The following is a 22,685-nucleotide window of genomic DNA, read 5'->3' as shown; positions in this document are numbered from 1 at the left end:
CCCCGCCATGACCAAGACTACCTTTGATCTCGTCGTGGTGGGCGGCGGACCCGGCGGCTACGTTGCCGCCATCCGCGCGGCCCAGCTGGGCATGTCGGTCGCGCTGGTGGAACGCGCCGAACTGGGCGGCATCTGCCTGAACTGGGGCTGCATCCCCACCAAGGCGCTGCTGCATAGCGCCACCGTGCTGCGCGCCTGCCGCGAGGCCGCGCACTACGGCGTGGCGGGCGCGGGCGAAGCGCGCCCGGACCTGGCCGCCATGGTGGCGCGTTCGCGCAAGGTGGCGGGCCGCCTGGGCCAGGGCGTGGCGCACCTGATGAAAAAGAACGGCGTGGCCGTATTCACCGCCAGCGCCAAGCTGGCGGGCGGCGGCCGCCTGGCACTGGACAACGGCAACACGCTGTCGGCCAAGCACATCATCCTGGCCACGGGCGCGCGCGCCCGCGAACTGCCCGCGCTGCCCGTGGGCGAGCGCATCTGGGCCTACCGGCAGGCGCTGGTCCCCGCCGAGATCCCGAAGTCGCTGCTGGTGGTGGGCGCGGGCGCCATCGGCGCGGAATTCGCCAGCTTCTACCGCGCAGTGGGCGCGGACGTCACGCTGATCGACATGACCGCGGAGATCCTGCCGCAGGAAGACGCGGAAATCTCGGCGCTGGCCCGCAAGGCTTTCGAGAAGCAAGGCATACGCGTGCTGACGCAGTGCGCCGTGACTTCGTCCTCGTTGACCGCAACCGGCGTGAAAGTGACGCTGGACCAGCAAGGGAAGCGCAGCGAACTGGAAGTGGACCGTGTCATCGTCGCCGCCGGCATCATCGGCAACGTCGAGAACCTGGGCCTGGAACAGACCCGCGTCAAAGTGGAGAAGACCCATATCGTCACCGACGGTATGTGCCGCACGGGCGAACCTGGCGTCTACGCCATTGGCGACGTGGCCGGCGCGCCGTGGCTTGCGCACAAGGCCAGCCACGAGGCCGTGCTGTGCGTGGAAGCCATCGCCGGCAAGCCCGCGCATCCCATCGATCCGCTGCGCATTCCGGCCTGCACCTATTCCTATCCGCAGGTCGCCAGCATCGGCATGAGCGAAGCCCGCGCCCGCGAATACGCCGCCAAGACCGGCGGTGACATCCGCGTGGGCAAATTCACCTTCGCCGGCAACGGCAAGGCGATCGCCATGGGCGAGGACCAGGGGCTGGTGAAGACGGTGTTCGACGCGAAAAGCGGCGAACTGCTGGGCGCGCACATCATCCACCCCGAAGCGTCCGAGCTGATCACCGGCTATGGCGTGGCGGCATCGCTGGAAGCGACCGAGGAAGACCTGATGCACACGGTGTTCGCGCACCCGACCCTGTCGGAAACGCTGCACGAATCGGTGCTGTCGGCCTTCGGCCGCGCCTTGCACGCCTAGGACCTGCCTGCCCGGGGCCAGCTTGCGCAGGTCCCAGGCGCAAACCGCAACGCAGCGCGGACTCAGATCCGCGCCGCCAGGAAGTCCAGGAAACAGGCGATGCGCCGCGACAGCTGCGTGTTGCGGTAATACACCGCGTGCATGGGCTGCAGGTAGTCCGTGTGCGCGGCTTCCATCAGTTTCACCAGCCGGCCAGCCTTGACGTCCTCGCGCACCACGAAGTCGGAAAGGCAGGCGATGCCCACGCCGCGCACCGCCAGCTGCCGCTGCGTTTCGCCGCTGGAAGTCGCCAGCGTCGGCATCGCCAGATAGCTGGATCCGCCGGCGTGGCGCAAGGGCCAGACGTTCAGGCTTTCGGGCTGGGTGAAGCCCAGCACCTCATGCGCGGCCAGATCCTCCACCGTCTCCGGCGCGCCGCGCCGGGCTACGTAGTCCGGACTGGCCATCACCCAGCGCGGCGACGGCCGCAGCGGACGCGCATGCAAGGTGGAGTCCGTCAGCGGCCCCATGCGCAGCGCCACATCGGTGCGGTGCTCCATGAGGTCGACGATGCGGTCGTTGCTGGTGAGCTCGAGCGTGATCGCCGGATACTCGCGCCGGAACTCCGCCACCAGCGGCACCACGCAATGCAACATGACTGGCACCGACGCATCCACCCGCAAGCGGCCCGCGGGGCGCTGATGCACCATGCGCATGCAGTCCTCGGCTTCGTCCAGCGACGCGACGATGTGCCTGGCCTTGGGAAGAAAATGCTTGCCCTCTTCGGTCAGCTCCATGCGCCGGGTGGTCCGGTTGAGCAGGGTGACGCCGAGCTCTTCTTCAAGCCGCGACAGGCCCCGGCTGACGCCCGACGCCGTATGCCCCAGCAGCTCGGCGGCGGCGCTGAGGGATCCGGCGTCCACGACGCCGAGGAAGAGGCGTAGCGCGTCAGAATTCAGGGACATGCTGGCTCCTTGATTTGTGAGTCGATTGTATAGACACACCCCGCGCCCCACACAACGTATGCTGCGCGTGGCCGCCCGCGCGGCCACGCGCGGCGGGCCACGCAAAACTCGCCCCCAACCACGGCTCCAGCAACGCAGCAAGCCAAGACGACAGCAGTCCGTCGTCGCGGGCGGCGTGGCGGCTCGCAACCTCGATGCGCCCGAGGGAATCTGAAGGAAAGGCCGCAGGCCTTGACGAAGATGACAACGGGGGAGTCCGGAGCGAACGCTCCGGACCGCAATCGTGGGCGCGAGCCGCCACGCCGCCCGCGACGACGGACGACCTACGAAGCGCTACAGCTACAACTGCAGCTATAGCTATAGCTACAGCACGCTCAAAATCGCATCCCGCGCCTGATGGGACAGCTCCAGCCGCGTAGGCAGGCTGCCATCCGGATGCCGCGCCGCCAGCGGCGGCAAGAACACCACTTCGACGGCCAACCCCGTCACCCCCAGCACCCGCCAGAGATTCGCCACCAAGGACTCTTCCCCCACGAACGCCGCATAGCCGCTGCGCTTGCCATGCTGCAAAAATCGCAAGGCCACGGGCTGGATCTCGATGGCAGCCGAACGCGCCGGTTCGAACAGGCTGGCATGGAACGGCAGCAACTCGAAACCCTCGGTCGTCGTGCCTTCCGGGAACAGCCCCACCGCATCGCCCTGCTTGAAACGGGCCTGCATGGATTCGCCCATCGCATGCACCGCGTGGCGCTGACCGCGTTCGATGAACAGCGTGCCGGCGCCGGCCACCAGCCAACCGATGACCGGCCAGCTGCGGATCTCGCTCTTGGCGACAAAGGACGTGGCGCGCGCCGAGTTCAGTACGAAGATGTCGATCCAGGACACGTGGTTGGCCACCAGCAACACCGGACCGGTCAGGCGCGGCTCGCCCTTGAGGACGACCCGCAGGCCACAGAACGCCATCAGGCAGCGCGACCAGCGGCGGTTCAGCCAGGCGCGCGACTTGGGGCCGATCAAGGGATACACCAGGCCCACGCACAAGAGGCCAAAGAGAATCCAGGGCACCACGAGGAACAGCCTAAGGACAAAGCGCAGCAGCTTCAAACCGGAGTCTCCCAGGCCAGGCTGCCACCTACCACGGTGGCGCGTACACGGCCGGGCAGCATCATACCCGCGAACGGGGTGTGGCCGCTGCGGCTTTGCAGGGCGCCTGGCATCACCAGCCATTCGGCCTCCAGGTCGGCCAGGCAGAGGTCTGCTGGCGCGCCCACGCCCAACTGGCCGGCCAATGCGGCCTGCGGCGCAATCTTGCCCAGCACCGCGGCGGGGCCGCAAGTGACACGCGCCAGCGCGTCGGCCAGCGGCCGGCGGCAATCGCGCGACCACTTCAAGGCCAGGGACAACAGCAGTTCCAGCCCCGTGGCGCCGGGTGTGGCCACCGGGAACGGCACGGCTTTGGCGGCGTCATCGACCAGGGTGTGATCGGAGCACAGCGCATCGACCGTGCCGTCCGCCAGCGCCGCCTGGATCGCGTCGCGGTCGCGCTGGCCGCGCAGCGGCGGGTTCAGGCGGAAGTCCGTATTGAAGAAGCCGATGTCCACGTCGGTCAGATGCAGGCTGTGGGCGGACACGTCGGCCGTGACCGGCAGGCCCTCGCGCCTGGCGGCGCGCAACAGTTCCAGCCCGGCAGCCGTGGACAGCCTCGTCAGGTGCACGCGCGCCCCGGTGGCGCGCTGCAGTTCGAAAATGGTGTGCAGCGCCACGGTTTCGGCCTGCGCCGGCAGCCCTTCCAGGCCGAGGCGTTCGGCATAGGCGCCGCTGGCGACAACCGCGCCGCGCGCCAACCAGGGATCTTGGGGCCGCAGCCACAGCGCGTGGCCCATGCCGCTGGCGTAGCGCATCGCGCCCCAGAGCACGCGCGTGTCGGCGATGCCCTGCTCGCCCGGCGCAAAAGCCAGACAGCCGGCCTCGGCCAGCAAGCCCATCTCCGCCAGCGTTTCGCCCGCCAGCCCCACCGTCATCGCGCCCAACGGATGGATCCGGCATTGCCCCGGCTCGGCATGGCGCATCAGCGCCTCGGCCTTGCCGGGTTCATCCAGCGGCGCGGCAGGATCCGGCGGCAGCACCAGCCGGGTGACGCCACCGGCCAGGGCCGCGCGCAGCTCGGAAGGCGCGAACGCCGCCGCGCCGGGCTGCGATACCCGCGCGGACAAGTCGATCAGGCCCGGCAGCAGCGCCAGCCCGCTTGCGTCCAGTGCACGGTCCGCGTGAAAGCCGTCGGGCTCGCGGCCCACGGCGACGACGTGGCCGTCAGCAACGTAGAGGTCGTGCTGCCCGTCCACCGCGTTGGCGGGATCGATCAGCCGGCCATTGGCGATATGCAGCCTCATGGCGCGTCTCCGGTCAGCAGGTCCAGGGCGGCCATGCGCAAATGCCGTTCGATATCCGCCAGTTGCGCCTCGATGGGCGTCAGGCTGGCCGACACGTCGCCGTCGGTTTCGATGCCCGGCGTCAGCGCGCCGGCGGGCAGCAGCAGCGCGTCGGAGCGGGCGGCGGCCAGCGCATCCGGCGTCAAACCGTAGGTATGCGCGTATTCGCGAGCGGACGGCAGCAGCGCGCCGCTGATCCCTTCCACGCGCAAGGGCAGCACGATGACGACATCCGCGTCCTGCAAGCCTTCCCGCAGCGAGGCGCAGGCGCGCACGCCGAGCTGCGGCAGGCCGTCGGGCAACAGGGTGCGCGGCGCCGCCGCGCGGACTTCTGGCACGCCCAGCGTGGTCATGGCATGGATGATGGAACGCGCCACGCGCGAATGGCGGATATCGCCCACCAGCGTCACGGCCAGGTTAGTCAGATCCTGGCGGGCGTCGAGCATGGCCTGCACCAGCGCCAACGCCGGCAAGGGGTCGGCGTGGCAGCCGTCGCCCGCGTTGAGGATGCGCAGACCCGGCGCCGCATGCGCGGCCGCGCAATGCGCCGCGCCGCTGGCGCCATGGCGCAGCACCAGCAAGCCCGGGGCCAGCCGGGCAACGGTTTCGGCCAGCGCGTCGCCGGCCTGCGGGTCCAGCGTCACCGCCGGCAGCGACAGGCGCTGCGCGGCGGCGGCAAAGGCGTCGCGGTCCTGCGCGGCCTCATCGGGCAGGCACAAGAACACCGGCATGGCGGACGACCGGCAGGCGGGCGCCTCGCCCGCCGCCAAGCCGCGCGCAGCGTCCAGCAGCCGCTCGACATGCCGGCGGGGCAGCCCTTCGGTGGTCAGCAGGTGTATCAGTTCGCCGCGGCGATCGAGTTGCGGATTGAGCATAGGCAGGCCGGACCGCGCGCCTCAGGACGCAGGCAGGGTGTCCAGGTATCGTTGCAGGATGACGGCCGCCGCCATCGCGTCGTCGGCGGCATGGGTGCCCAGCAGACGCTGCGCCTCCATGCTGGAGCCGCGTTCGTCGACCAGTTCGACGGCCAGGCCGAAGCGGCCGTGCAGTTGATTGGCGAAGCGGCGGCAGCGCGCCGTGGCCGGCTGTTCGCCGCCCTCGGCGTCCAGCGCCAGCCCCACCACGACGCGGTGGGGCTGCCACTCTTGCAACAGCGCCGCGATGCGGCCGAAGCGCGCCTCGCGGACTTCGCTGAAAATGATTTCCAGCGGACGCGCCTGGCGCGTCAGCGTATTGCCGATGGCGATGCCGATCTTCTTCTCGCCGAAATCGAAGGCCAGCAGGGTCTCTTCAGGCATGGCCGGCATCGCCCGCCAGCATCACCGGGTCGATGCCCAGCAGCTTCAGCGCGGCCGGATAGCGTTCCTCGGGGGGCACGTCGAAGATGATGCTGTCGTCGGCGCCGACGCTGAGCCAGGCATTCTGCGCCATCTCGCTTTCGAGCTGGCCCGCGCCCCAGCCGGCGTAACCCAGCGTGACCAGCATGCGGGCCGGGCCCTTGCCGTCGGCCACGGCCTGCAGCACGTCGCGCGAGGTGGTCAGCGCCATGTCGCCCAGCTTGATGCTGGAGCTGTAGTCGCCAGCCGGCGCGTGCAACACGAACCCGCGGTCGGTCTGCACCGGACCGCCAAAGAAGACCAGGGTGTCCTTCACCGGACCGATCTCGAGCGTCAGGTCGATGCGCTCGAACAGGGTGCCCAGCGTCAGGTCGGTGGGCCGGTTGATGACCAGGCCCAGCGCGCCACGTTCGGTGTGCTCGCAGACATAAATGACCGAGCCCGCCAAGCTGCCCTCGACCATGCCCGGCATGGCGATCAGGAACTGGTTGGCGAAGTTGGCCGCCTCTGTCGTGGCGTCTTCGTGGTGTTTTTCCGTCATGGCAACCCCTACATGGGTAATCTGAAAGAACCGTGGGGAGGCCACGCGTACCCGGCAAGCGTCATGCCTGGGGCAGTCCGTCCCACGGTTGCGAAGGATGGGGCGTAGCCCCATCTTACGAGCCTTGGCGGAATAAGTCGGCGCTACGGCCTCAGATTTCCATCAGTTCGAAGTCCTCTTTGCGGGCGCCGCATTCAGGACAGACCCAGTTCGGCGGCACGTCTTCCCAGCGGGTGCCGGGTGCAATGCCTTCGTCGGGCAGGCCGGCCTCTTCGTCGTAGACCCAGCCGCAAATCAAACACATCCAAGTACGCATAGTTCTCTCTTACATCAATTCCAGGCCCTTGCCCGGCGTCAGGGCAAAGGTGAGGGGCTTCCATTAGAATGGGGACAATCTTACCGAAACCCAATAGGGGTTCCCCTGATTCACCGCAAATGAGTCCGGGCGCCCCCTACTCTAGCGCTGTCCACGTGGCCCCCGTTACTCCCCCTCTCGTTTTGGTCTTCGGTCCGCTCGACCCCTCGGGTTCCGACGGTTTGCCGGCAGACGCCGTCACCTGCGCCAGCCTGGGCTGCCATGGCTTGGCGGCCGTGACCGCGCTGACCGTGCGGGACACCGCCGGCATCGAAGAAATCCATCCCGTTACACCCGACCTGCTGGACGACCAGGCGCGCTGCCTGCTCGAGGACATGTCCGTACAGGCCATCAAGGTGGGCGGACTATACACCGCGGAAACTGCCAGCGTCGCGGCGCAGGTCGCCGCCGATTACAGCCAGGTGCCGCTGGTCCTGCATCTGGGCCAGCGCGCCCAGCCGCCGGCCGACGCCGCCGACGAGGACGAAGCCGACGACCTGTTGGCCGCCACCCTCGAACTGGTGCTGCCGCAAACCGACCTGCTGGTCATCGAGCACCTGCGTCTGGCGCAGTGGCATGCCGACGGTGACATCGATATCGGGGACGCACCGACGCCGATGCATGCCCTGGTCGCGGCTGGCGCGGAATGGGTGCTGGTCCTGGGCAGCCCGCAGCGGCCCGGCCACTACGCCAACATGCTGCTCGGCCCGAACGGCCAGATCGCCATCCTGCCGTGGCAGGCGCCTCCGGACCGCAACGGCGACGCCGGCGGCGTGGCTGCCACCGCCATCGCCGCCCTGCTGGCGCGCGGCCTGGAAATGCCGGAAGCCGTGCGCCAGGGCTTGGCGCATGCCGATACCGCGGTCGCCGCCAGCTTCCTGCCGGGCATGGGCCGGCGCATCCCCAACCGGATTCCCGCCCGATGAAAGCGCTGCGTTTCCCCTCCGGCCTGTACGGCGTCACCCCCGAATGGGACGATACCGACCGCCTGCTGCTGGCGGTGCGCCAGGCCGCCGACGGCGGCATGCGTTCGCTGCAGTTGCGCCGCAAGAATGTGCCCGACGCGGTGCGCGCCGCACAGGCCCGCGCGCTGGCGCCGCTATGCCGCGAGCTCGGCGTGCTCTTCCTGATCAATGACGACTGGCGCCTGGCGCTGGAGGTGGGCGCCGACGGCGCACACGTCGGCCGCGACGACGAAAGCCTGGCCCGCATCCGCGCCGAAGCCGGCCCCGACTTGATCCTGGGCGGTTCCAGCTATGACGACCTGGGCCGCGCGCAGGAACTGCTGGCCGCGGGCGCGGACTACATCGCCTTCGGCGCCATGTACGCCTCCACCGTCAAGCCCGACACCGTGCGCGCGCCGCTCTCGGTCCTGACCGAAGCCCGCCGCCTGGCCGACGATTGCGACGCTCCGCGTCCCGCGGTGGTCGCCATCGGCGGCATCACACCCGACAACGCGCCCCTGGTGGCGCAGGCCGGCGCCGACGCCATCGCCGTCATCACCGCGCTTTTCGAGGCGCCCAGCATCCGGGCCGCCGCGGCCGCCTGCTCCGCGCCCTACTCCGTCAACTCCAACCGCAAGCCTTGAACGCCATGTCCAGTAACGCTCAGCTTTTCGAACGCGCCTGCCTCAGCATCCCCGGCGGCGTCAATTCGCCCGTGCGCGCCTTCCGCTCCGTGGGCGGCACGCCGCGCTTCATCAAGCGCGCGCAGGGCCCGTACGTGTGGGACGCGGAAGACAAGCAGTACATCGATTACGTCGGCTCCTGGGGCCCCGCCATTCTCGGCCACTCGCATCCGGAAGTGGTGCGCGCAGTGCAGGAAGCGGCCGTCAACGGCCTGTCCTTCGGCGCTCCGACCGAAGCGGAAATCGAACTGGCCGAAGTGCTGATCTCGCGCCTGCCCTCGCTGGAACAGGTGCGCCTGGTCAGCTCGGGCACGGAAGCGACCATGACGGCCATCCGCCTGGCCCGCGGCGCCACCGGCCGCGCCAAGATCGTGAAGTTCGAAGGCTGCTACCACGGCCATTCCGACAGCCTGCTGGTCAAGGCCGGCTCGGGACTGCTGACCTTCGGCAACCCCAGCTCGGCCGGCGTGCCGCCGGAATTCGTCTCGCACACGCTGACCCTGGAATACAACAACCTGGACGCCGTGCGCGAAGCCTTCGCCCAGCACGGCGCCGACATCGCCTGCATCATCGTCGAGCCGGTCGCCGGCAACATGAACCTGATCAAGCCGGCCCCGGGCTTCCTGGAAGGCCTGCGCGACGTCTGCACGCAGCACGGCGCGCTGCTGATCTTCGACGAAGTGATGACCGGTTTCCGTGTCGGTCCGCAAGGCGTGCAGGGCCTGACCGGGGTTCAGCCCGACATCACCACGCTGGCCAAGGTGATCGGCGGCGGCATGCCGGTGGGCGCCTTTGGCGGCAGCGCCGACATCATGAAGAACATCGCGCCGCTGGGCGGCGTCTACCAGGCCGGTACGCTGTCGGGCAACCCGGTGGCCGTGGCCGCGGGCCTGGCCACGATGCGCCTGATCGGCGCTCCCGGCTTCTACGACAAGCTGACGGCTCAGACCGCCAAGCTGGCCCAGGGCCTGCAGGAACGCGCCCGCGCCGCAGGACTGGCCTTCTCGGCCGATTCGGTGGGGGGCATGTTCGGCATCTACTTCAGCGACCAGGTGCCAACCTCGTTCGCCGAGGTCTCGGCCTGCGACACGGCGGCGTTCAATCGCTTCTTCCACGCCATGCTGGACCACGGCGTACACTTCGCGCCGTCCGCCTTCGAAGCGGGCTTCGTTTCGGCCACGCACGACGACGCGGTGATCAAGTCCACGCTGGATATCGCCGAAAAGGTCTTCGCGTCGATGTAGCGACGCCGGGGAGCCGGCCCGCGGCCGCTCCCCTCACGGGGCCTTGTAGTGCTCGTACAAGGCCGTCACATCCCGGACGTATGCCTGGGTTTCCGCATAGGGCGGCACGGCGTCGTACTTGCGCACCGCCCCTTCCCCTGCGTTGTAGGCCGCCAGCGCCAGATCCAGCCGGCCTGGATACTGGTCGATCAGCCGGCGCAAATGGCGCGAACCCGCGTTCACATTGGTCGCCGGATCCACCAGCGCCGTCTCCACGTCCGTCACCGACAACAGCGGCGCAGCCGTGGCCGGCATCAGCTGCATCAGGCCCAACGCCCCCTTGGGCGAGCGCGCATCGCTGCGGAACCCCGATTCGATCGCGATCACCGCTGTTATCAACGCCTGGTCCACGCCAGACTCGCGGGCCGCGCGCGCAATCAGCCCGTCGTGTGCCTGCGGCACCTTGAGGTCGCCCCAGCGCTGCGCGCGCGTCGCGGACGTCAACGTCACCAGGCGGGCGCCGTCGCCGGACTTGGGCTCGCATTCCAGACAGACCTTCATGCTGTTGCCGCGCCAAGCGGTCCTGGCCTGCGCCCGCTTGTAATACTTGGCGTAGCCCGTGGGTACCTTCATGGACCGCCAGACGCCGTAAGGATCCTTGTAGCGATAGATGTCGGCCGCCTGGACCGGACTGACGGGCGCCAGCGCCAGCACGCCCCCTACGACGGCCGCCAGCGCCGCCATGCCGCCGGCGCGCGCCAGAAGGGCGCGCAGGGCGGGCAGGACGGGACGGGGATGGCGGTGCATGGGATCGGGCTCCGTAATCGAGTTCCTATGCTGCTGCGGCAACGCCGTTTTGTCGCTAGTACCGACGCCCTAATCCTGGCCGGACGGTTGCCATCCCGGGAGAAAACTGGGGCAAACAGGGCCAGAACTAGGGCATGCGGCGGAATTTGCCCCACCTACTTTCCAGTAGCCTGATGCCCTTGCGCTAGAATATGACTTAATATTTCTTATGATTACCAAATAATTTCACCTGGCGGACAACGTCGGGCTGGAGAGGCAAGATGGACGCAGAAAACACGCTCCAGCTGACGCTGGACGCCACGACCAACGTCCTGACGGCGGTCTACACGCCGCCTGCGCGTCCCGATGCGGCGGATTCCGCCACTGCGCCCGCCTCGCCAGCCGCCGCGGCCGAGATCGACGGCACCGCCGCCCTCGATGCCGACACCAGCATCGCTGTCGCCGACGATGACGCCGAGCCGCGTCCCCACGCCAATGCCGGCCTGCCCAGTTGGGACAGCCTGGCGGCCGCAGCAGTCGCTCAAGGCTGGGGCGCCGAAGCGCTCGACAGCCAGGCCGTCCTGACCTTCATCGAACTGTGCCGCCACGCCACTGAAACCGTGCAGGCCCCGGTCGGCCAAGTCATCGACGGCTCGCTTGAACTGGAGCTGGACGCCGCGCGCATGTCCGCCCTGCTGACCCTGCTCCCGCCCAAGGGCGGCAAGCCTGTCACCCTGGAAGCCGTGCGCCAGGTGCTGGCCGAGCGCGGCATCGTCCACGGCATCCTGGAACAGGAACTGATCGACGCCGTTACACAGGGCCGCCGCGAAACCACGCAGATCGCCCGCGGCACGCCGCCCACCCGGGGCACGCCGACGCGCTTCGAAAGCCTGCTGGACCGCCTCAAGCCGCGCGGCCAGGACATCGACGAACTGGCCCAGGTGGACTACCGCGACCTGGGCAGCCTGCTGCTGGTAACGCCCGGCATGCCCCTGATGCGGCGCACGCCGCCCCTGCCCGGCGTGGACGGCGCCACCGTGCTGGGCGAACCGATCCTGCCCGACGAACTGCCCGACACGCCGTTCGCCAGCGACCTGGCCGGCGCCGTCGTCGATCCCGAGGATCCGCTGCTGCTGCGCGCCGCCATCGCCGGCACGCCCACCCTGGTCAGCCACGGCGTGCAGGTCAACCCCATGGTCGAGGTGGACGCCGTCAACCTCAGCACCGGCAACATCCATTTCGAAGGCTCGTTGCTAGTGCGCGGCGACATCGCCGCCACCATGGAAGTCCACGTGACAGGCGACGTGGTCGTCAACGGCACCATGGAGGCGGCGCTGGTCGAGGCCGGCGGCAACGTGACGGTCAAGGGCGGCATCATCGGCCTGGCCGAAGCCCTGCAGGACGCCGCCGCCGCCGCCCGCACCGCCCGCATCGTCTGTGGCGGCGCGCTGCGCGCCAAGTTCATCGAGAACGCCGTCATCAGCGCGGGCAAGGACGTCGACGTGGAACGCGAGGTCCGCCAGAGCAGCATCGCGACCGGCGGCAGCGTCAATGTCGGCCCTCCCAACACCCAGCAAAGCGCCATCACCGGCGGCCAGACCCGCGCCATGCAGGCGGTGCGCGCCGGCACCATAGGCTCGCCCTCGGGCATTCCGACGCTGGTGCAAGCCGGCCTGGACCCGCACGCGGACATCAAGCGCGCGGCGCTGGCGCGCAAGCGCCAGAAGATGCACGAGGAAAAATCCAAGCTGGAACAGCTGCTGATGTTCCTGAAGGCCAATCCCCAGCGCGCCCCGGGCGACGTGGCCGATCGCGCCCGCAACACCCACGTCAAGCTGAGTCAGGATCTGCTGACGCTGGACGCGGAGGAGGCCCAGTTGGTACTGGACCTGCAGCCGCTGGCCAGCGCCACCATCCGGGCAAGCCGCCGCTTCTGCAGCGGCGTGACGATTCAGGTGGGCAACAAGGTGCAGGAATTCCTGGAAGACCAGATCGGCGGCAAGGCCGCCGTGGAAGAAGGGCAGATCGTCATCCGCTGACGCCGCCCGCCGGCGCCCTCAGGGCGCCAGTTCCTTGAACCAGGCGCGCGGCGAGATGCCGCGGTCCGGCCCCAGGATGGAAAAGCCGCCGTCCACGGGTATATCCACTCCCGTCATCCACGACGCCGCGTCGGAGCAGGCAAAGCACACGGCCGCGGCGATCTCCTCGCCCGACCCTACCCGCCCCAGCGGATGGAAATGCGCCCCCACCGCGTCCGCCACAGGGCGCGAACCGCCCGACAACTGCTCCACCGACGGCGACCAGGTCCAGGCGGGCGACACCGCCAGCACCCGCACGCCAGCCGGCGCCAACTCCACCGCGAAGTTCTTGGTGATCTGCAGCAGCGCCGCCTTGGACGCCGGATAAAGCGCGCGACCGGCCGCGCCGAACTTGCCGCCCGTGCTGCCCATGTTCACCACCACCCCGCCGCGCCGCAGCAAGGGCGCGGCCAACTGCGTGAAAATGGCGGCCGACACCAGGTTGGTGTCCAGCGTGCTGTGCCATTCCTCGCGCGACGAAGCCAGGCCCCGGTCCGTGTACTGGCAAGCGTTGTTGACCAGGATGTCCAACCGGCCGAAGCGCGCCACGGCCGCGTCGATGCAGCGCTGTATCTGGCGGTCCTGTCCGATGTCGGTTTCGCAGTACAGCGCGCGGCCGTCCAGTTCCTCTTCAAGCGCGCACCCAGCCTCCGCATTGCGCCCGACCAGCACCACGTTGGCGCCGGCCGCGGCCAGCCCGCGCGCGATGTCCGCGCCCAGCCCCTGGGTGCTGCCGGTGACGATGGCGGTCTTGCCGGCCAGCCCGGGAAAGCCTGTGAAATCCATGATGAATCCTCGATCAATGCGGCGCGGCGGCCCAGCGCACAGCTTCCGCCACCGGCCCGGTTTGCGCAATCAGGCGCATGCTGGCCAGCGACGCGTCGTGCACCGCCGGGTCGGCGGAAGCACAGGCGTCCTGCGCCACCATGACCTCGAATCCAATGTCGGCGGCGTGCCGCACCGTGCCTTCCACCACCGAATGCGTGGCGACTCCCGCCACCACAAGCCGGCGCGCGCCCAAGAGCCGCAGCGTCTCTTCCAGCGGCGTGCCGTAGAAGGCGCTGATGCGGGTGTGCTTCACCACGAACTCGCGCGTGCTGCCGGCCAGCGGCTGCAACCCCTCATAGAAGGCGCTGCCCCACTGCCCCTCCGGCACCGCGCCGATGGCGGCCACGTTGCGGAAGATGGGACAGTTGGCCATCAGGTCGGCGTAGTCCGGGCGAAAGGCGATGCGCACGTGCACGATGGGCAGATCGTGGGCCCGCGCCCCGGCCAGCAGGGCCGCGGCGTTGTCCAGCAGGCGCTGGCGCGCCCCGCTGTCCGCGTCCAGGCCGACGCGGATCTTGCCCTCGGGGTGCAGCACGTCGTTCTGGAAGTGCAGCGCCAGCACCGCGGCGTCGGCCGCCGTCACACGAACACCTCGAACACGTCGTGCACGTCGTCGCAATTGACCAGGTCCACCCGCTTCATGCGAATGCGCCAGCTGTCGCCCTCGGCGGCCAGCTTGTGGGTGTAGCGGCCCGCCAGCTGGCGCGGCTGGCGCTTGCGCCATTCCGTCATCTGGAAGGTCGAGTGCACCACCAGGTTGCCGCCGGCGTCCACGCCCTCGATCTCCACCGCGCCCACCAGCCGCGCGCTACGCGTCGGCGGCTGCTGCGACCAGTTGCGCGGATGCTCCAGCCGGCGGATGCGCACGTCGCGCAGCATGCGGTCTTCCCAGAACAGCGAGATATGGTCGTACGGGCTTTGCTGGCCCGGCACGCGCGGCATCCAGTACATGCCGTCCGGCGCCCACAGCGCCTGCCAATCATCGTAGCGGCGCTCGTCCAGCAAGCGCGCCTCGCGGTAGAGGAACTGCGCGATGCGGTGGTAGGCGTCGGCCGGCACCTCGGCCGGCGACAGGCCTTCAGTGCTCACGTCGAAATCAAGGTCTAGCAGCATGAGCGGTCTCCGGTGGCGGCGGCCGCTTCCGTGGCGGCTGGGCCGGCTTCCATATAGGTCTTCCAGGCGTCGAACTGGTTGCGCATGGGCAATTCGCTGGTGCCGTTGACCGACACCATGCCGTCGGCGTCGCTGCGGTCGCTGCCGTGGTAGCGGTGCATGCTGACCCATTCGCCGCCGCGCGTGGCGTTGCCTTCCTGGCAACGGTTGTAGAGCTCGATATCGTCCGGCATGACGTTGGACGAGGGCGAATTGATGACGTTGGCGTACAGCATGGCGCGCTTGAACACGCCGTCCGGCGCGCCCTTGCAGCGGAAGGTCTGGATCTCGATCATGGTGCGGTCCACGGCGATCGGCCGGATCACGCGGAACTGCTGGAACACCGTGTGGGGCGAGCCGCTGCCGTAGATCACCGTGTTGTGCCGGTTCATGCCCAGGATCTCGCGGGCGCGCGTCTCGCCATAGGCGGCGGTCAACGTTTCGAAATGCGCGCGCGACACCGGGTCGCGCTCGGCCGCGCCCGGATTGAAAATGCCTTCCATGTAGCCATGGCCGTTGGCGTAGGCGCGCAGCTCCAGCTTTTCCCAGAACTCGTAGGGTTCGCCGTTGCCGTCCATGATGTGCAGCTCCAGCGGCATCTCGCCCATTTCCTTGGCCTCGTCGCGGGCCGCGGCATAGGAAGATTCGTGCGTGACACGGGCGTGCATGGTGTCGTGCAGGTTCTCGTAGAACACCTTCCAGTTCGAGCGCTGCATCACGCGGAAGATGCCGCCAGCCACCTCCACTTCGCCCACCGGCGAACGGTCGCAGAGGTTGTCGATCGACGAACGCACGCCGCCCAGGAAGTCCTCCAGCGCCGGCCCTTCCTTGGCCTGGCTGGCGAACACGAAGCCGCGGTAGCTTTCCACCCGCGCCACCCGGCGCATCGAAAAGGACGGATCGGCGGGATCGTAAGCCGTACCCTCCAGCCCCTGCTTCAACGGCACGCCCAGATGGCTGCCGTCCAGCTTGAAGGTCCAGGCATGGTAGGGGCAGCGGAAGAACTTGCCGACACAGCCTTCGCCATCGGCCACCACCTTGGCGCCCTTGTGCGGGCAGCGGTTGTACAGCACGTGCACGCGGCCGTCGGTGGCGCGCACCATCAGCACGTCCTGGTCGCCCAGGCGCGTGGTGTGATAGTCGCCCGCCTTCGGCACCTGGCTTTCATGGCCCACGTAGATCCAGGCGCGGCCGTAGATCCGCTGCATTTCCAGATCGAAGATAGCGGGGTCGGTATAGACGCCGCGGTGCACGCTGTCGCCGCGCACCATCGCGGCCAATTGCTCTTCGGTGTATGACATGTCGGGCTCCTACTTGTTCTCGCTTTCTTTCCAGCGCGTCATCAGCGTGTTCGACGGCAGAGTCTCATCCAGCAGCTTGGCGGCGGTCTCGCGGCCCGCCACCGGCAAGCCCTTGGGGTCCAGCAGGCCCACCTGCACCAGCACGCTGGCCTGGTCCCAATAGATGTGCTCGTGATAGAGCTTGTCGCCGCGGAACTTGACGATGGCGATCAACGGGATCTCCACGTACTTGCCCGTGGGCTTCACCCCCGGCAGCAGCCAATCGATCTCGGTGGTGTGCGTGAAGCAGAACAGCAACTCGTCCACGATCTGCGTGGCGCCCACCGTACGCGACAGCGGCACCAGGCGCGTGTCCGGCGGATTGCTGTTGACGAAGTGGTGCTGGTAGAAGCGGCTCAGTTCCTTATGGCCCACGCCCCCTGTCATGGTGGGGATATGGTTCACATAGGGCTCGGCCACCATGGTGGCCATCGTCGCCGCCACGTCACGCGTGCCGAATTCGTATTCGCAGTGCTTATCCCACAGATACGAATAGTCGAACTCCGGCCCGATGGCGCGCTGCAAGGCCGCCATGCTGCGCTGATGCGCCATCAGCGCAGAAGGCTTGTCGTAGTGGTCTCCGCCCGTGCGCGCAAACGCGTGATCCATGCCCGGATAGATGTAGATCTGTACTCCAGGCTTATTTCCCAGCGCCTCCAGGATGCGCTGGCGCGCTTCCGGCGGACAGAAACCGTCCTGCTCGGCGATGTGCAGCACCAGCCGGCCGCGCAATTCCGATGCCTCGTCCAGGCTGTTCTCGATGCCCACGCCGTAGTAGCCGATAGCCACGTCCACATCGGTGCGGCAGGCAGCCAGATAGGCCAGCTTGCCGCCCAGGCAATAGCCCAGCACGCCCACCCCCCCCTGCCTCTCGGGCAGCCCGCGCAGCGCAGCGATGGTGGACGCGATGTCCTGCAAGCCCAGCTCCACGTCAAAGCCCTGGTAGAGCTCAAAGGCGCGCGGCATGTCGGCCGGGCCGTCGGTCAGCTGGATGCCCGGCTGCTGGCGCCAGAACAGGTCCGGCACCAGCACCACATAGCCTTCCTCGGCCAACAGCTGCGCCGCGCGGCGCATGAAGTCGTTCACGCCGAAGATCTCCTGGCACAGCACCAGGCCCGGGCCATGCCCGGACGCCGGCACGGCCAGATAGGCGCCAAAGGACTTGCCGTCATGCGAGGCCACCGTCACTTCGCGCGTCGTAATGTTCTGGGTCATACGTATCTCCTTATTGGGGATGTCCGCCCTACTTCATCTGGCAGGCTGCGGCGAAAGGGTCCTGGTACTGGGTCAGCACCGTGCCCGACAGCTTATTGGACAGCTTGCCCCCCGCCCCCGCCTCGACGACGCGCAGGTAATAGTTCTGCACCGGATACTGGTTGCGGTTGAACTTGAAATCACCCCGCACCGACTTGAAATCCGCGCGCCGCAGCGCCGGACGCAGCGCGTCCGCCTCCAGCTTGCCGCCGGTCTGGCGCACCGCGCTATCCAGCAGCATGGCCGCGTCATAGCCCTGCGAGGCATACAGCGTGGGGCTGCGGTTATAGGTCTTCTTGAAGTCCTCGACGAACTTGCGGTTGGCCGGGTTGTCCAGCTCCAGCGCCCATTGCGAGGTATTGCGCATGCCCTCGATGGGCGCACCCACCGCCGCGATCGTGTCCTCGTCGCCCGAGAAACCCGGCGCCAGCAGCGCGATCTCCTTGGACAGGCCGGCGCCATTGAACTGCTTGATGAAGTTCACGCCCATGCCGCCCGGCAGGAAGAAGAACACCGCATCCGGCTTGCTGGCGCGCAGCCGCGTGATCTCCACGCCATAGTCCAGCTGCCCGAGTTGGGTGTAGATCTCTTCCGACAGCCCGCCCTTGTACAAGCGCTTGAAGCCATTGAGCGACTCCCGCCCGCCCGGATAGTCCGGCGCGATCAGCGCCACGCTCTTGTAGCCCTGGTCGCTGGCATACTTGCCCATCGCGGCCGGGATATCCTCGTTCTGCCACGCGACCGCGAAGAAATTCGGATTACAGCCCGCGCCCGCATAGTTTTCCGGCCCGGTATTGGTACTCAAGTAGATGGTCCCCGACTGCAGGATGGCGGGCATCACCGGCAGCAGCACGTTCGAGAACACGATGCCCGTCATCACATCCACCCGGTCGCGCTTCAACAGCCGCTCCACCGCCTGACGGCCGGCGTCCGCCTTCTGCTGGTCGTCCGCCACCACCACTTCCGCCGGCAACCCGCCCAGCTTGCCGCCCGTATGCTGCAGCGCCAGATTGAAGCCGTCGCGGATCTCATTGCCCAGCGCCGCGCCCGGCCCCGACAAGGTGGTCAACAAGCCCACCTTGACCTTGTCCGCCGCCGTGGCGCCCGCCGCCGCCGTCATGCACACCAGCGCAGCCAGCGCGCGCCGGCTCCATAGATTTCGATTCATGAGCCACCCCGTTATCCCCGCCAGGCCACGCCGGCGGAAAGCTGACAGAACCCGTCTGCCGTCGGACTACGCATGCTGCCGAACAACGCCGCCAGCTTACGCGCCGCGGCGCCGCCCTCCAACCAACACGCGAAGGGCCTGCCGGCTAGATTAGGCCGCCCCAGGGCAGCCCTCTATCCGGATTCCGTCAGCCTTATCCGGGAATCACTTAATTCCAAGTGCTTGACGTTTAAATTACCCTCGGCAGTAACACGGGAGCGTTCCCGTCCCGGAGGCATCCATGCACGGCTGGTCCCGACTCACGCTAGCGCCCCTGCTCAAACGGCGCGTCTTCAGCTCCACCCAGCAGGACGAGACGCGCACCCTGGTCTCCGAAGCCCTCAAAGAACACCGCCTCACCTGGAAAGGTGGCCGCGTCGATGCCGAACTGAACCGCGGCCGCTTCGGCTCGCTCACGGTCTGTACGCTGCGCTACGGCGCCGAAGTCCACATCGAACCCGACCGCCTGCAGGACTTCATGCTGGTCCAGGTCCCCCTGCGCGGCCGCGCCTGTATCGAATGCGGCAACGACCGCGTCGACGCCGACCCCGACTGCGCCGCCGTCATCGCCCCCAACCGCCCCCTGAAGCTGCACTGGGAAGCCGGCTGCGAACAACTGCTGCTCAAGATCCCCCGCGGCAAACTCGAAGCCATCGGCCTGCGCGCCTTCGGCGAGGCCGCCACCCGCCCGCTAGACTTCAGCCCCGCCCTGCGCCTGGACAACCCCGTCGGCGCCGTCTGGCGCAGCATGGTCGAAAGCCTGATCCACCTGCTGCCCACCCTGGACGACGGCGCCCCGCGCCCGCCCGCGGCCTGGCTCGAACACCTGGAAGACACGCTGGTGCTGCACCTGCTCTACAACCAGCCCAACAGCTGGCAAGCGCACGCCGGCATCGCCCCCGCCGTCCCGCGCCGCCTGAGCGCCGCCGAAACCTATATGCGCGACCACCTCGCCGCCGCCCTCACCCTGACCGACATCGCCCGCCACGCCGGCGCCAGCGCCAGCGCGCTGACGCGCTTGTTCCAGGAGCACCGCAACACCACGCCCATGAACGCGCTGCGCGCGCTGCGGCTGGACGAGGCCAGGAACCGGTTAAGGACGGGCACAGGCGCCAGCGTCACGGAAGTGGCGTTGGGCGTGGGGTTCGGGCATTTGGGACGGTTCTCGGAGTACTACCGCGAACGTTTCGGGGAATTGCCGCGCGAGACACGGCGGGTGAAGGGGTGACTACATCGACCAGGCACGAGGCAACTCAAGCCCCACAAGGCCGCCCGCGCGGCCGGCATGGGGCGGGCGCCCCAAGATCTTCAGCGCTACGCTGACGCCGAACAGAACCCTACGCACACCGTCTGTCCCAGCTGACGTCAACAGCGACTGAACGAGCCCGTCGCGGCGGTGGCCTGGGGTGCGCGGGGCGTCGATAAGCCCGAGGGAATCCGTAGGAGTCGCCGAAGGCGAGGACGAGGATGACGACGGGGCAGTCCGGAGCGAAGGCTCCGGACCGCAATCGCAGCCCCGCGCACCCCAGGCCACCGTCGCGGCGGGCGTCTCAAGAACGCCATGACCGCAAAAAAAGCACCGAAGGTCAGCAATCAAGCTGACCCTCGGCGCCCAGGAGCAACCGGCAATTACTGCGCCGGCACCACAGCAGTAACCTCGATCTCAACCTTGGCCCGATCCTCAACCAGATCCGCCACTTCCACCGCCGTCATCGCCGGAAAATGCCGGCCGATGTACTCCCGGTAGTGCTTGCCGATAGCCGGATATGCCGCCACGTACTCGTCCTTATCCGTCACGTACCACGTCATCCGGACGATATGCTCAGGCTTCGCGCCGCCCTCGGCCAGAATCGCGACGATGTTCGCCAGCGTCTGCCGCACCTGATCGGCCAGATCGTCCGACTCGAACTGCTGCTGGCCATTCCACCCCACCTGCCCGCCCACGAACACGAGCTTGCTGCCCACCTGCATCTCGGTGAGCACGCCATTCGAATAGCCCCGGGGCGCCATCCAATCCGGCGGTTGCAGAATCTTCATAACGTCATCCTATATTTAAGAAAAGCAAACGATCCCCGCCGCTTACGCCGCGGGAACCAGATAAGCCTGCATGCGTTCCCGCAGATCCGCAGGCAGCGGCATGGACTTCATCGTCCGCAAATCCACCGTCACGATCGTCAGCGTCGCCGACAACCGCAACTGGCCATCCGGCCCCTCGAAACGCACCAGCGCCTTGAACGACGCGCCGCCAATGCGCTGCACTTCCAGCACCTGGCGCAAACGCTCGTGCCAGCGGCTGGGCGCGCTGAAATCGCACTGCACCGACGCCATCGGCGTACCGATGTGCCGCTCCACGTGCAGCGCATGAAACGGCAACCCCATGCCCTTGTCGAACCACTCCTCGACAAAGTCATTGATCATTTCGAAATAGCGAGGGTAGAAAACAATGCCCGCCGGATCGCAATGACGGAAGCGGACTTCGACCTGGCTGATGAAAGGGGCTGCCATGGAATTTCCTTGTTGCCGGTTCAGGCCATCTTGCGCAGCGCAAACCGCTGCAGCTTGCCGGTTTCGGTGCGCGGCAGCGCCTCGACAAACTCGATGGCACGGGGATACTTGTAGGGCGCGATATTGGCCTTCACGAACTGCTGCAGCGCCACGACCAGCTCATTGCCGGCCTCATAGCCCGGTTTCAGCACCACGAACGCCTTCACCACCTGCCCGCGCTCGTCGTCCGCCGCGCCCACCACGCCGCACTCCGCCACGGCTTCGTGACGCAACAGCGCGTCCTCGACCTCAGGTCCAGCGATGTTGTAGCCCGCCGAAACGATCATGTCGTCATTGCGCGCCTGATAAAAGAGGTAGCCATCGTCGTCCTGCAGGAAGGTATCCCCCGGCAGGTTCCAACCCTGCTGCACGAAACGCAGCTGGCGCTCGTCCGCCAGATAGCGGCAGCCGGTCGGACCCTTGATCGCCAGCCGGCCCACCGTGCCATTCGGCACCGGCTTCATCTCGTCATCCACGATCTGCGCCACATAACCCGGCACCACGCGGCCGATGGCCCCCGCCCTGACCGACTCTGGCGGGCTCGACACGAACACATGGATCATTTCCGTGCCGCCGATGCCGTCGATCATCTCAATGCCGCTGGCCTGCTTCCATAGCTGGCGCGTCGCGTCCGGCAGCGCCTCGCCCGCCGACACGCTCTTCTGCAGCGACGACAGGTCGAACTTGCCGACCAGCGCCGCCATCTGGCGGTAGAACGTCGGCGCCGTGAACACGATGGTGGCGCGGAAATCCTGGATCAGCTGCAGCAGGCTTTCCGGCGACAGCTTCTCGGCCAGCACCGTGCTGGCGCCCACCCGCAGCGGGAAGCACAGCAGTCCTCCCAGGCCGAAGGTGAAAGCCAACGGTGGCGTGCCGCAGAAAATATCGTCCGGACCCGGCTTGATCACATGCTTGGGGAACAGGTCGCACATCGCCAGCACGTCGCGGTGGAAGTGCATGCAGCCCTTGGGCGCGCCGGTCGTGCCACTGGTGAAGGCGATCAGGCAGACATCGTCGGCCGCCGTATCGCAAGCCTTGAAATCGTCCGGCTTGGCCGCGGCCAACGCGTCCAGCGCATCCGGCGCCTTATCGTTGAAGTACATGACCTTCGTCAGGCCCGGGCAATGATGCTCATGGCTGGGCTGCGTGCAGAACTCCGCCTCGTCCTTCAGGCGGGCATCGCACAGCACCGCCTGGATCTGCGCCTTGTCGATGATCTGCTTGAGCTCCTTGGCGCGCAGCAGCGGCATCGTCGGCACGGTGACCAAGCCCGCCTTGATCGCCGCCAACCAGGACGCGGCCATCATCGGATTGTTCGGCCCGCGCAGCAGCAGGCGGTTGCCCGGCACCAGGCCCATGTCCTCGGCCAGCACGCGCGCAATTCGATTGGTCAACGCGGCCAACTCACGATAAGTCATCGTGGCCGGCTTGCCATCCTGGCTCCAGCGCAGCGCAATGCGGTCGCCATGGCCGCGCTCGACCATGGCGTCCACCAGTTCGACCGCACAATTGAAGCGCTGCGGATAGACCACGTCGGGGCCATCGAGCAGAAACTCTGGCCATTGTTCGCCCGGGGGCAGATTGTCCCGGGCGAAAGTGTCGATGTGGGCGGATGCTTCCATGGAATTCCCCTTG

The 22,685-nt window shown here is 67.8% G+C and carries 23 protein-coding genes; 6 read left to right on the top strand and 17 right to left on the bottom strand.

What is annotated here, in order from left to right; translation table 11 throughout:
* Positions 1–7 precede the first annotated feature (7 nt).
* Positions 8–1,405: a dihydrolipoyl dehydrogenase gene (lpdA, locus tag IPU70_RS13895; RefSeq protein WP_207468011.1), complete on the top strand. Its 1,398-nt coding sequence runs from the start codon at positions 8–10 to the stop codon at positions 1,403–1,405.
* 62 nt (positions 1,406–1,467) lie between these two features.
* Here lpdA and IPU70_RS13890 read toward each other — a convergent pair whose 3' ends face one another.
* From IPU70_RS13890 to IPU70_RS13860, 7 genes are all read right to left on the bottom strand, one after another.
* The gene (locus IPU70_RS13890) at positions 1,468–2,349 is read right to left on the bottom strand and encodes a LysR family transcriptional regulator (protein ID WP_207468009.1); all 882 of its coding nucleotides are present in this window, start codon (positions 2,347–2,349) and stop codon (positions 1,468–1,470) included.
* 363 nt (positions 2,350–2,712) lie between these two features.
* Positions 2,713–3,453, bottom strand: a complete 741-nt coding sequence (locus tag IPU70_RS13885; protein ID WP_013391361.1) for a 1-acyl-sn-glycerol-3-phosphate acyltransferase — start codon at positions 3,451–3,453, stop codon at positions 2,713–2,715.
* The gene (locus IPU70_RS13880; RefSeq protein ID WP_207468007.1) at positions 3,450–4,739 is read right to left on the bottom strand and encodes a dihydroorotase; all 1,290 of its coding nucleotides are present in this window, start codon (positions 4,737–4,739) and stop codon (positions 3,450–3,452) included. The genes IPU70_RS13885 and IPU70_RS13880 overlap by 4 nt, the downstream gene beginning before the upstream one ends.
* A complete protein-coding gene (locus tag IPU70_RS13875; RefSeq protein WP_207468005.1) occupies positions 4,736–5,653 on the bottom strand; it encodes an aspartate carbamoyltransferase in 918 nt (305 codons plus the stop codon). Before IPU70_RS13875 ends, IPU70_RS13880 begins: the two co-directional genes overlap by 4 nt.
* Positions 5,654–5,674: 21 nt before the next feature.
* A complete protein-coding gene (gene ruvX, locus IPU70_RS13870; RefSeq protein WP_013391358.1) occupies positions 5,675–6,076 on the bottom strand; it encodes a Holliday junction resolvase RuvX in 402 nt (133 codons plus the stop codon).
* On the bottom strand, positions 6,069–6,656 hold the full coding sequence (locus IPU70_RS13865) for a YqgE/AlgH family protein (protein ID WP_013391357.1): 588 nt from the start codon (positions 6,654–6,656) through the stop codon (positions 6,069–6,071). Before IPU70_RS13865 ends, ruvX begins: the two co-directional genes overlap by 8 nt.
* Before the next feature lie 151 nt (positions 6,657–6,807).
* Positions 6,808–6,972, bottom strand: coding sequence for a rubredoxin (locus tag IPU70_RS13860; protein ID WP_003814980.1), 165 nt, complete (start codon positions 6,970–6,972; stop codon positions 6,808–6,810).
* A gap of 155 nt (positions 6,973–7,127) precedes the next feature.
* On the opposite strand from IPU70_RS13860, the gene IPU70_RS13855 reads away from it, so the two are divergent.
* Genes IPU70_RS13855 through hemL form a run of 3 tightly spaced genes read left to right on the top strand, consistent with a single transcriptional unit; the run spans position 7,128 to position 9,882 of the window.
* Entirely contained in the window at positions 7,128–7,937 is an 810-nt protein-coding gene (locus tag IPU70_RS13855; protein ID WP_371818941.1) for a bifunctional hydroxymethylpyrimidine kinase/phosphomethylpyrimidine kinase, read from the top strand.
* A complete protein-coding gene (gene thiE / locus IPU70_RS13850) occupies positions 7,934–8,599 on the top strand; it encodes a thiamine phosphate synthase (RefSeq protein ID WP_207468002.1) in 666 nt (221 codons plus the stop codon). Before IPU70_RS13855 ends, thiE begins: the two co-directional genes overlap by 4 nt.
* Positions 8,600–8,604: 5 nt before the next feature.
* Positions 8,605–9,882 carry a glutamate-1-semialdehyde 2,1-aminomutase gene (hemL, locus tag IPU70_RS13845; protein WP_207468001.1) on the top strand — a complete coding sequence of 426 codons (1,278 nt, stop codon included), beginning with the start codon at positions 8,605–8,607 and terminating at the stop codon, positions 9,880–9,882.
* Between the two features lie 33 nt (positions 9,883–9,915).
* On the opposite strand, the gene IPU70_RS13840 is transcribed toward hemL, so the two are convergent.
* Positions 9,916–10,668, bottom strand: coding sequence for a lytic transglycosylase domain-containing protein (locus tag IPU70_RS13840; RefSeq protein WP_207468000.1), 753 nt, complete (start codon positions 10,666–10,668; stop codon positions 9,916–9,918).
* Positions 10,669–10,928: 260 nt separating this feature from the next.
* On the opposite strand from IPU70_RS13840, the gene IPU70_RS13835 reads away from it, so the two are divergent.
* Positions 10,929–12,686 (top strand): DUF342 domain-containing protein, encoded by a 1,758-nt coding sequence (locus IPU70_RS13835; protein ID WP_207467999.1) that lies wholly within the window; start codon positions 10,929–10,931, stop codon positions 12,684–12,686.
* Between the two features lie 18 nt (positions 12,687–12,704).
* Here IPU70_RS13835 and IPU70_RS13830 read toward each other — a convergent pair whose 3' ends face one another.
* The 6 genes from IPU70_RS13830 to IPU70_RS13805 are packed head-to-tail and all read right to left on the bottom strand — an operon-like array spanning position 12,705 to position 18,467.
* Entirely contained in the window at positions 12,705–13,511 is an 807-nt protein-coding gene (locus IPU70_RS13830) for an SDR family oxidoreductase (RefSeq protein ID WP_207467998.1), read from the bottom strand.
* A 13-nt stretch (positions 13,512–13,524) separates the two neighbouring features.
* Positions 13,525–14,136 carry a cysteine hydrolase gene (locus IPU70_RS13825; RefSeq protein WP_207467997.1) on the bottom strand — a complete coding sequence of 204 codons (612 nt, stop codon included), beginning with the start codon at positions 14,134–14,136 and terminating at the stop codon, positions 13,525–13,527.
* Positions 14,133–14,666: an aromatic-ring-hydroxylating dioxygenase subunit beta gene (locus IPU70_RS13820; protein ID WP_207467996.1), complete on the bottom strand. Its 534-nt coding sequence runs from the start codon at positions 14,664–14,666 to the stop codon at positions 14,133–14,135. The genes IPU70_RS13825 and IPU70_RS13820 overlap by 4 nt, the downstream gene beginning before the upstream one ends.
* Positions 14,657–16,006 (bottom strand): aromatic ring-hydroxylating dioxygenase subunit alpha, encoded by a 1,350-nt coding sequence (locus IPU70_RS13815; protein ID WP_207467995.1) that lies wholly within the window; start codon positions 16,004–16,006, stop codon positions 14,657–14,659. The genes IPU70_RS13820 and IPU70_RS13815 overlap by 10 nt, the downstream gene beginning before the upstream one ends.
* Before the next feature lie 9 nt (positions 16,007–16,015).
* Positions 16,016–17,260 carry a dienelactone hydrolase family protein gene (locus tag IPU70_RS13810; RefSeq protein ID WP_207467993.1) on the bottom strand — a complete coding sequence of 415 codons (1,245 nt, stop codon included), beginning with the start codon at positions 17,258–17,260 and terminating at the stop codon, positions 16,016–16,018.
* A gap of 28 nt (positions 17,261–17,288) precedes the next feature.
* A complete protein-coding gene (locus tag IPU70_RS13805; RefSeq protein ID WP_207467991.1) occupies positions 17,289–18,467 on the bottom strand; it encodes an ABC transporter substrate-binding protein in 1,179 nt (392 codons plus the stop codon).
* A 280-nt stretch (positions 18,468–18,747) separates the two neighbouring features.
* On the opposite strand from IPU70_RS13805, the gene IPU70_RS13800 reads away from it, so the two are divergent.
* On the top strand, positions 18,748–19,734 hold the full coding sequence (locus IPU70_RS13800; protein ID WP_207467989.1) for an AraC family transcriptional regulator: 987 nt from the start codon (positions 18,748–18,750) through the stop codon (positions 19,732–19,734).
* A 401-nt stretch (positions 19,735–20,135) separates the two neighbouring features.
* Here IPU70_RS13800 and IPU70_RS13795 read toward each other — a convergent pair whose 3' ends face one another.
* Genes IPU70_RS13795 through IPU70_RS13785 form a run of 3 tightly spaced genes read right to left on the bottom strand, consistent with a single transcriptional unit; the run spans position 20,136 to position 22,672 of the window.
* Positions 20,136–20,543 carry a RidA family protein gene (locus tag IPU70_RS13795; RefSeq protein WP_207467988.1) on the bottom strand — a complete coding sequence of 136 codons (408 nt, stop codon included), beginning with the start codon at positions 20,541–20,543 and terminating at the stop codon, positions 20,136–20,138.
* A 42-nt stretch (positions 20,544–20,585) separates the two neighbouring features.
* A complete protein-coding gene (locus IPU70_RS13790; protein WP_013391343.1) occupies positions 20,586–21,011 on the bottom strand; it encodes a thioesterase family protein in 426 nt (141 codons plus the stop codon).
* A 20-nt stretch (positions 21,012–21,031) separates the two neighbouring features.
* On the bottom strand, positions 21,032–22,672 hold the full coding sequence (locus tag IPU70_RS13785) for an AMP-binding protein (protein WP_207467986.1): 1,641 nt from the start codon (positions 22,670–22,672) through the stop codon (positions 21,032–21,034).
* Between the last annotated feature and the right edge of the window lie 13 nt (positions 22,673–22,685).

This window comes from Achromobacter sp. SD115 (assembly GCF_017355315.1).
Taxonomy (GTDB): domain Bacteria; phylum Pseudomonadota; class Gammaproteobacteria; order Burkholderiales; family Burkholderiaceae_B; genus Achromobacter; species Achromobacter xylosoxidans_B.
This window is presented reverse-complemented; position numbering and strand designations above follow the sequence as displayed.

Bases quoted from the DNA above. Each gene is read 5' to 3' on its own strand.
- lpdA (WP_207468011.1), top strand. From the start codon at position 8: ATGACCAAGACTACCTTTGATCTCGTCGTGGTGGGCGGCGGACCCGGC.
- IPU70_RS13890 (WP_207468009.1), bottom strand. From the start codon at position 2,349: ATGTCCCTGAATTCTGACGCGCTACGCCTCTTCCTCGGCGTCGTGGAC.
- IPU70_RS13880 (WP_207468007.1), bottom strand. From the start codon at position 4,739: ATGAGGCTGCATATCGCCAATGGCCGGCTGATCGATCCCGCCAACGCG.
- IPU70_RS13875 (WP_207468005.1), bottom strand. From the start codon at position 5,653: ATGCTCAATCCGCAACTCGATCGCCGCGGCGAACTGATACACCTGCTG.
- ruvX (WP_013391358.1), bottom strand. From the start codon at position 6,076: ATGCCTGAAGAGACCCTGCTGGCCTTCGATTTCGGCGAGAAGAAGATC.
- IPU70_RS13865 (WP_013391357.1), bottom strand. From the start codon at position 6,656: ATGACGGAAAAACACCACGAAGACGCCACGACAGAGGCGGCCAACTTC.
- IPU70_RS13860 (WP_003814980.1), bottom strand. From the start codon at position 6,972: ATGCGTACTTGGATGTGTTTGATTTGCGGCTGGGTCTACGACGAAGAG.
- thiE (WP_207468002.1), top strand. From the start codon at position 7,934: ATGAAAGCGCTGCGTTTCCCCTCCGGCCTGTACGGCGTCACCCCCGAA.
- hemL (WP_207468001.1), top strand. From the start codon at position 8,605: ATGTCCAGTAACGCTCAGCTTTTCGAACGCGCCTGCCTCAGCATCCCC.
- IPU70_RS13840 (WP_207468000.1), bottom strand. From the start codon at position 10,668: ATGCACCGCCATCCCCGTCCCGTCCTGCCCGCCCTGCGCGCCCTTCTG.
- IPU70_RS13835 (WP_207467999.1), top strand. From the start codon at position 10,929: ATGGACGCAGAAAACACGCTCCAGCTGACGCTGGACGCCACGACCAAC.
- IPU70_RS13830 (WP_207467998.1), bottom strand. From the start codon at position 13,511: ATGGATTTCACAGGCTTTCCCGGGCTGGCCGGCAAGACCGCCATCGTC.
- IPU70_RS13820 (WP_207467996.1), bottom strand. From the start codon at position 14,666: ATGCTGCTAGACCTTGATTTCGACGTGAGCACTGAAGGCCTGTCGCCG.
- IPU70_RS13815 (WP_207467995.1), bottom strand. From the start codon at position 16,006: ATGTCATACACCGAAGAGCAATTGGCCGCGATGGTGCGCGGCGACAGC.
- IPU70_RS13810 (WP_207467993.1), bottom strand. From the start codon at position 17,260: ATGACCCAGAACATTACGACGCGCGAAGTGACGGTGGCCTCGCATGAC.
- IPU70_RS13805 (WP_207467991.1), bottom strand. From the start codon at position 18,467: ATGAATCGAAATCTATGGAGCCGGCGCGCGCTGGCTGCGCTGGTGTGC.
- IPU70_RS13800 (WP_207467989.1), top strand. From the start codon at position 18,748: ATGCACGGCTGGTCCCGACTCACGCTAGCGCCCCTGCTCAAACGGCGC.
- IPU70_RS13795 (WP_207467988.1), bottom strand. From the start codon at position 20,543: ATGAAGATTCTGCAACCGCCGGATTGGATGGCGCCCCGGGGCTATTCG.
- IPU70_RS13790 (WP_013391343.1), bottom strand. From the start codon at position 21,011: ATGGCAGCCCCTTTCATCAGCCAGGTCGAAGTCCGCTTCCGTCATTGC.
- IPU70_RS13785 (WP_207467986.1), bottom strand. From the start codon at position 22,672: ATGGAAGCATCCGCCCACATCGACACTTTCGCCCGGGACAATCTGCCC.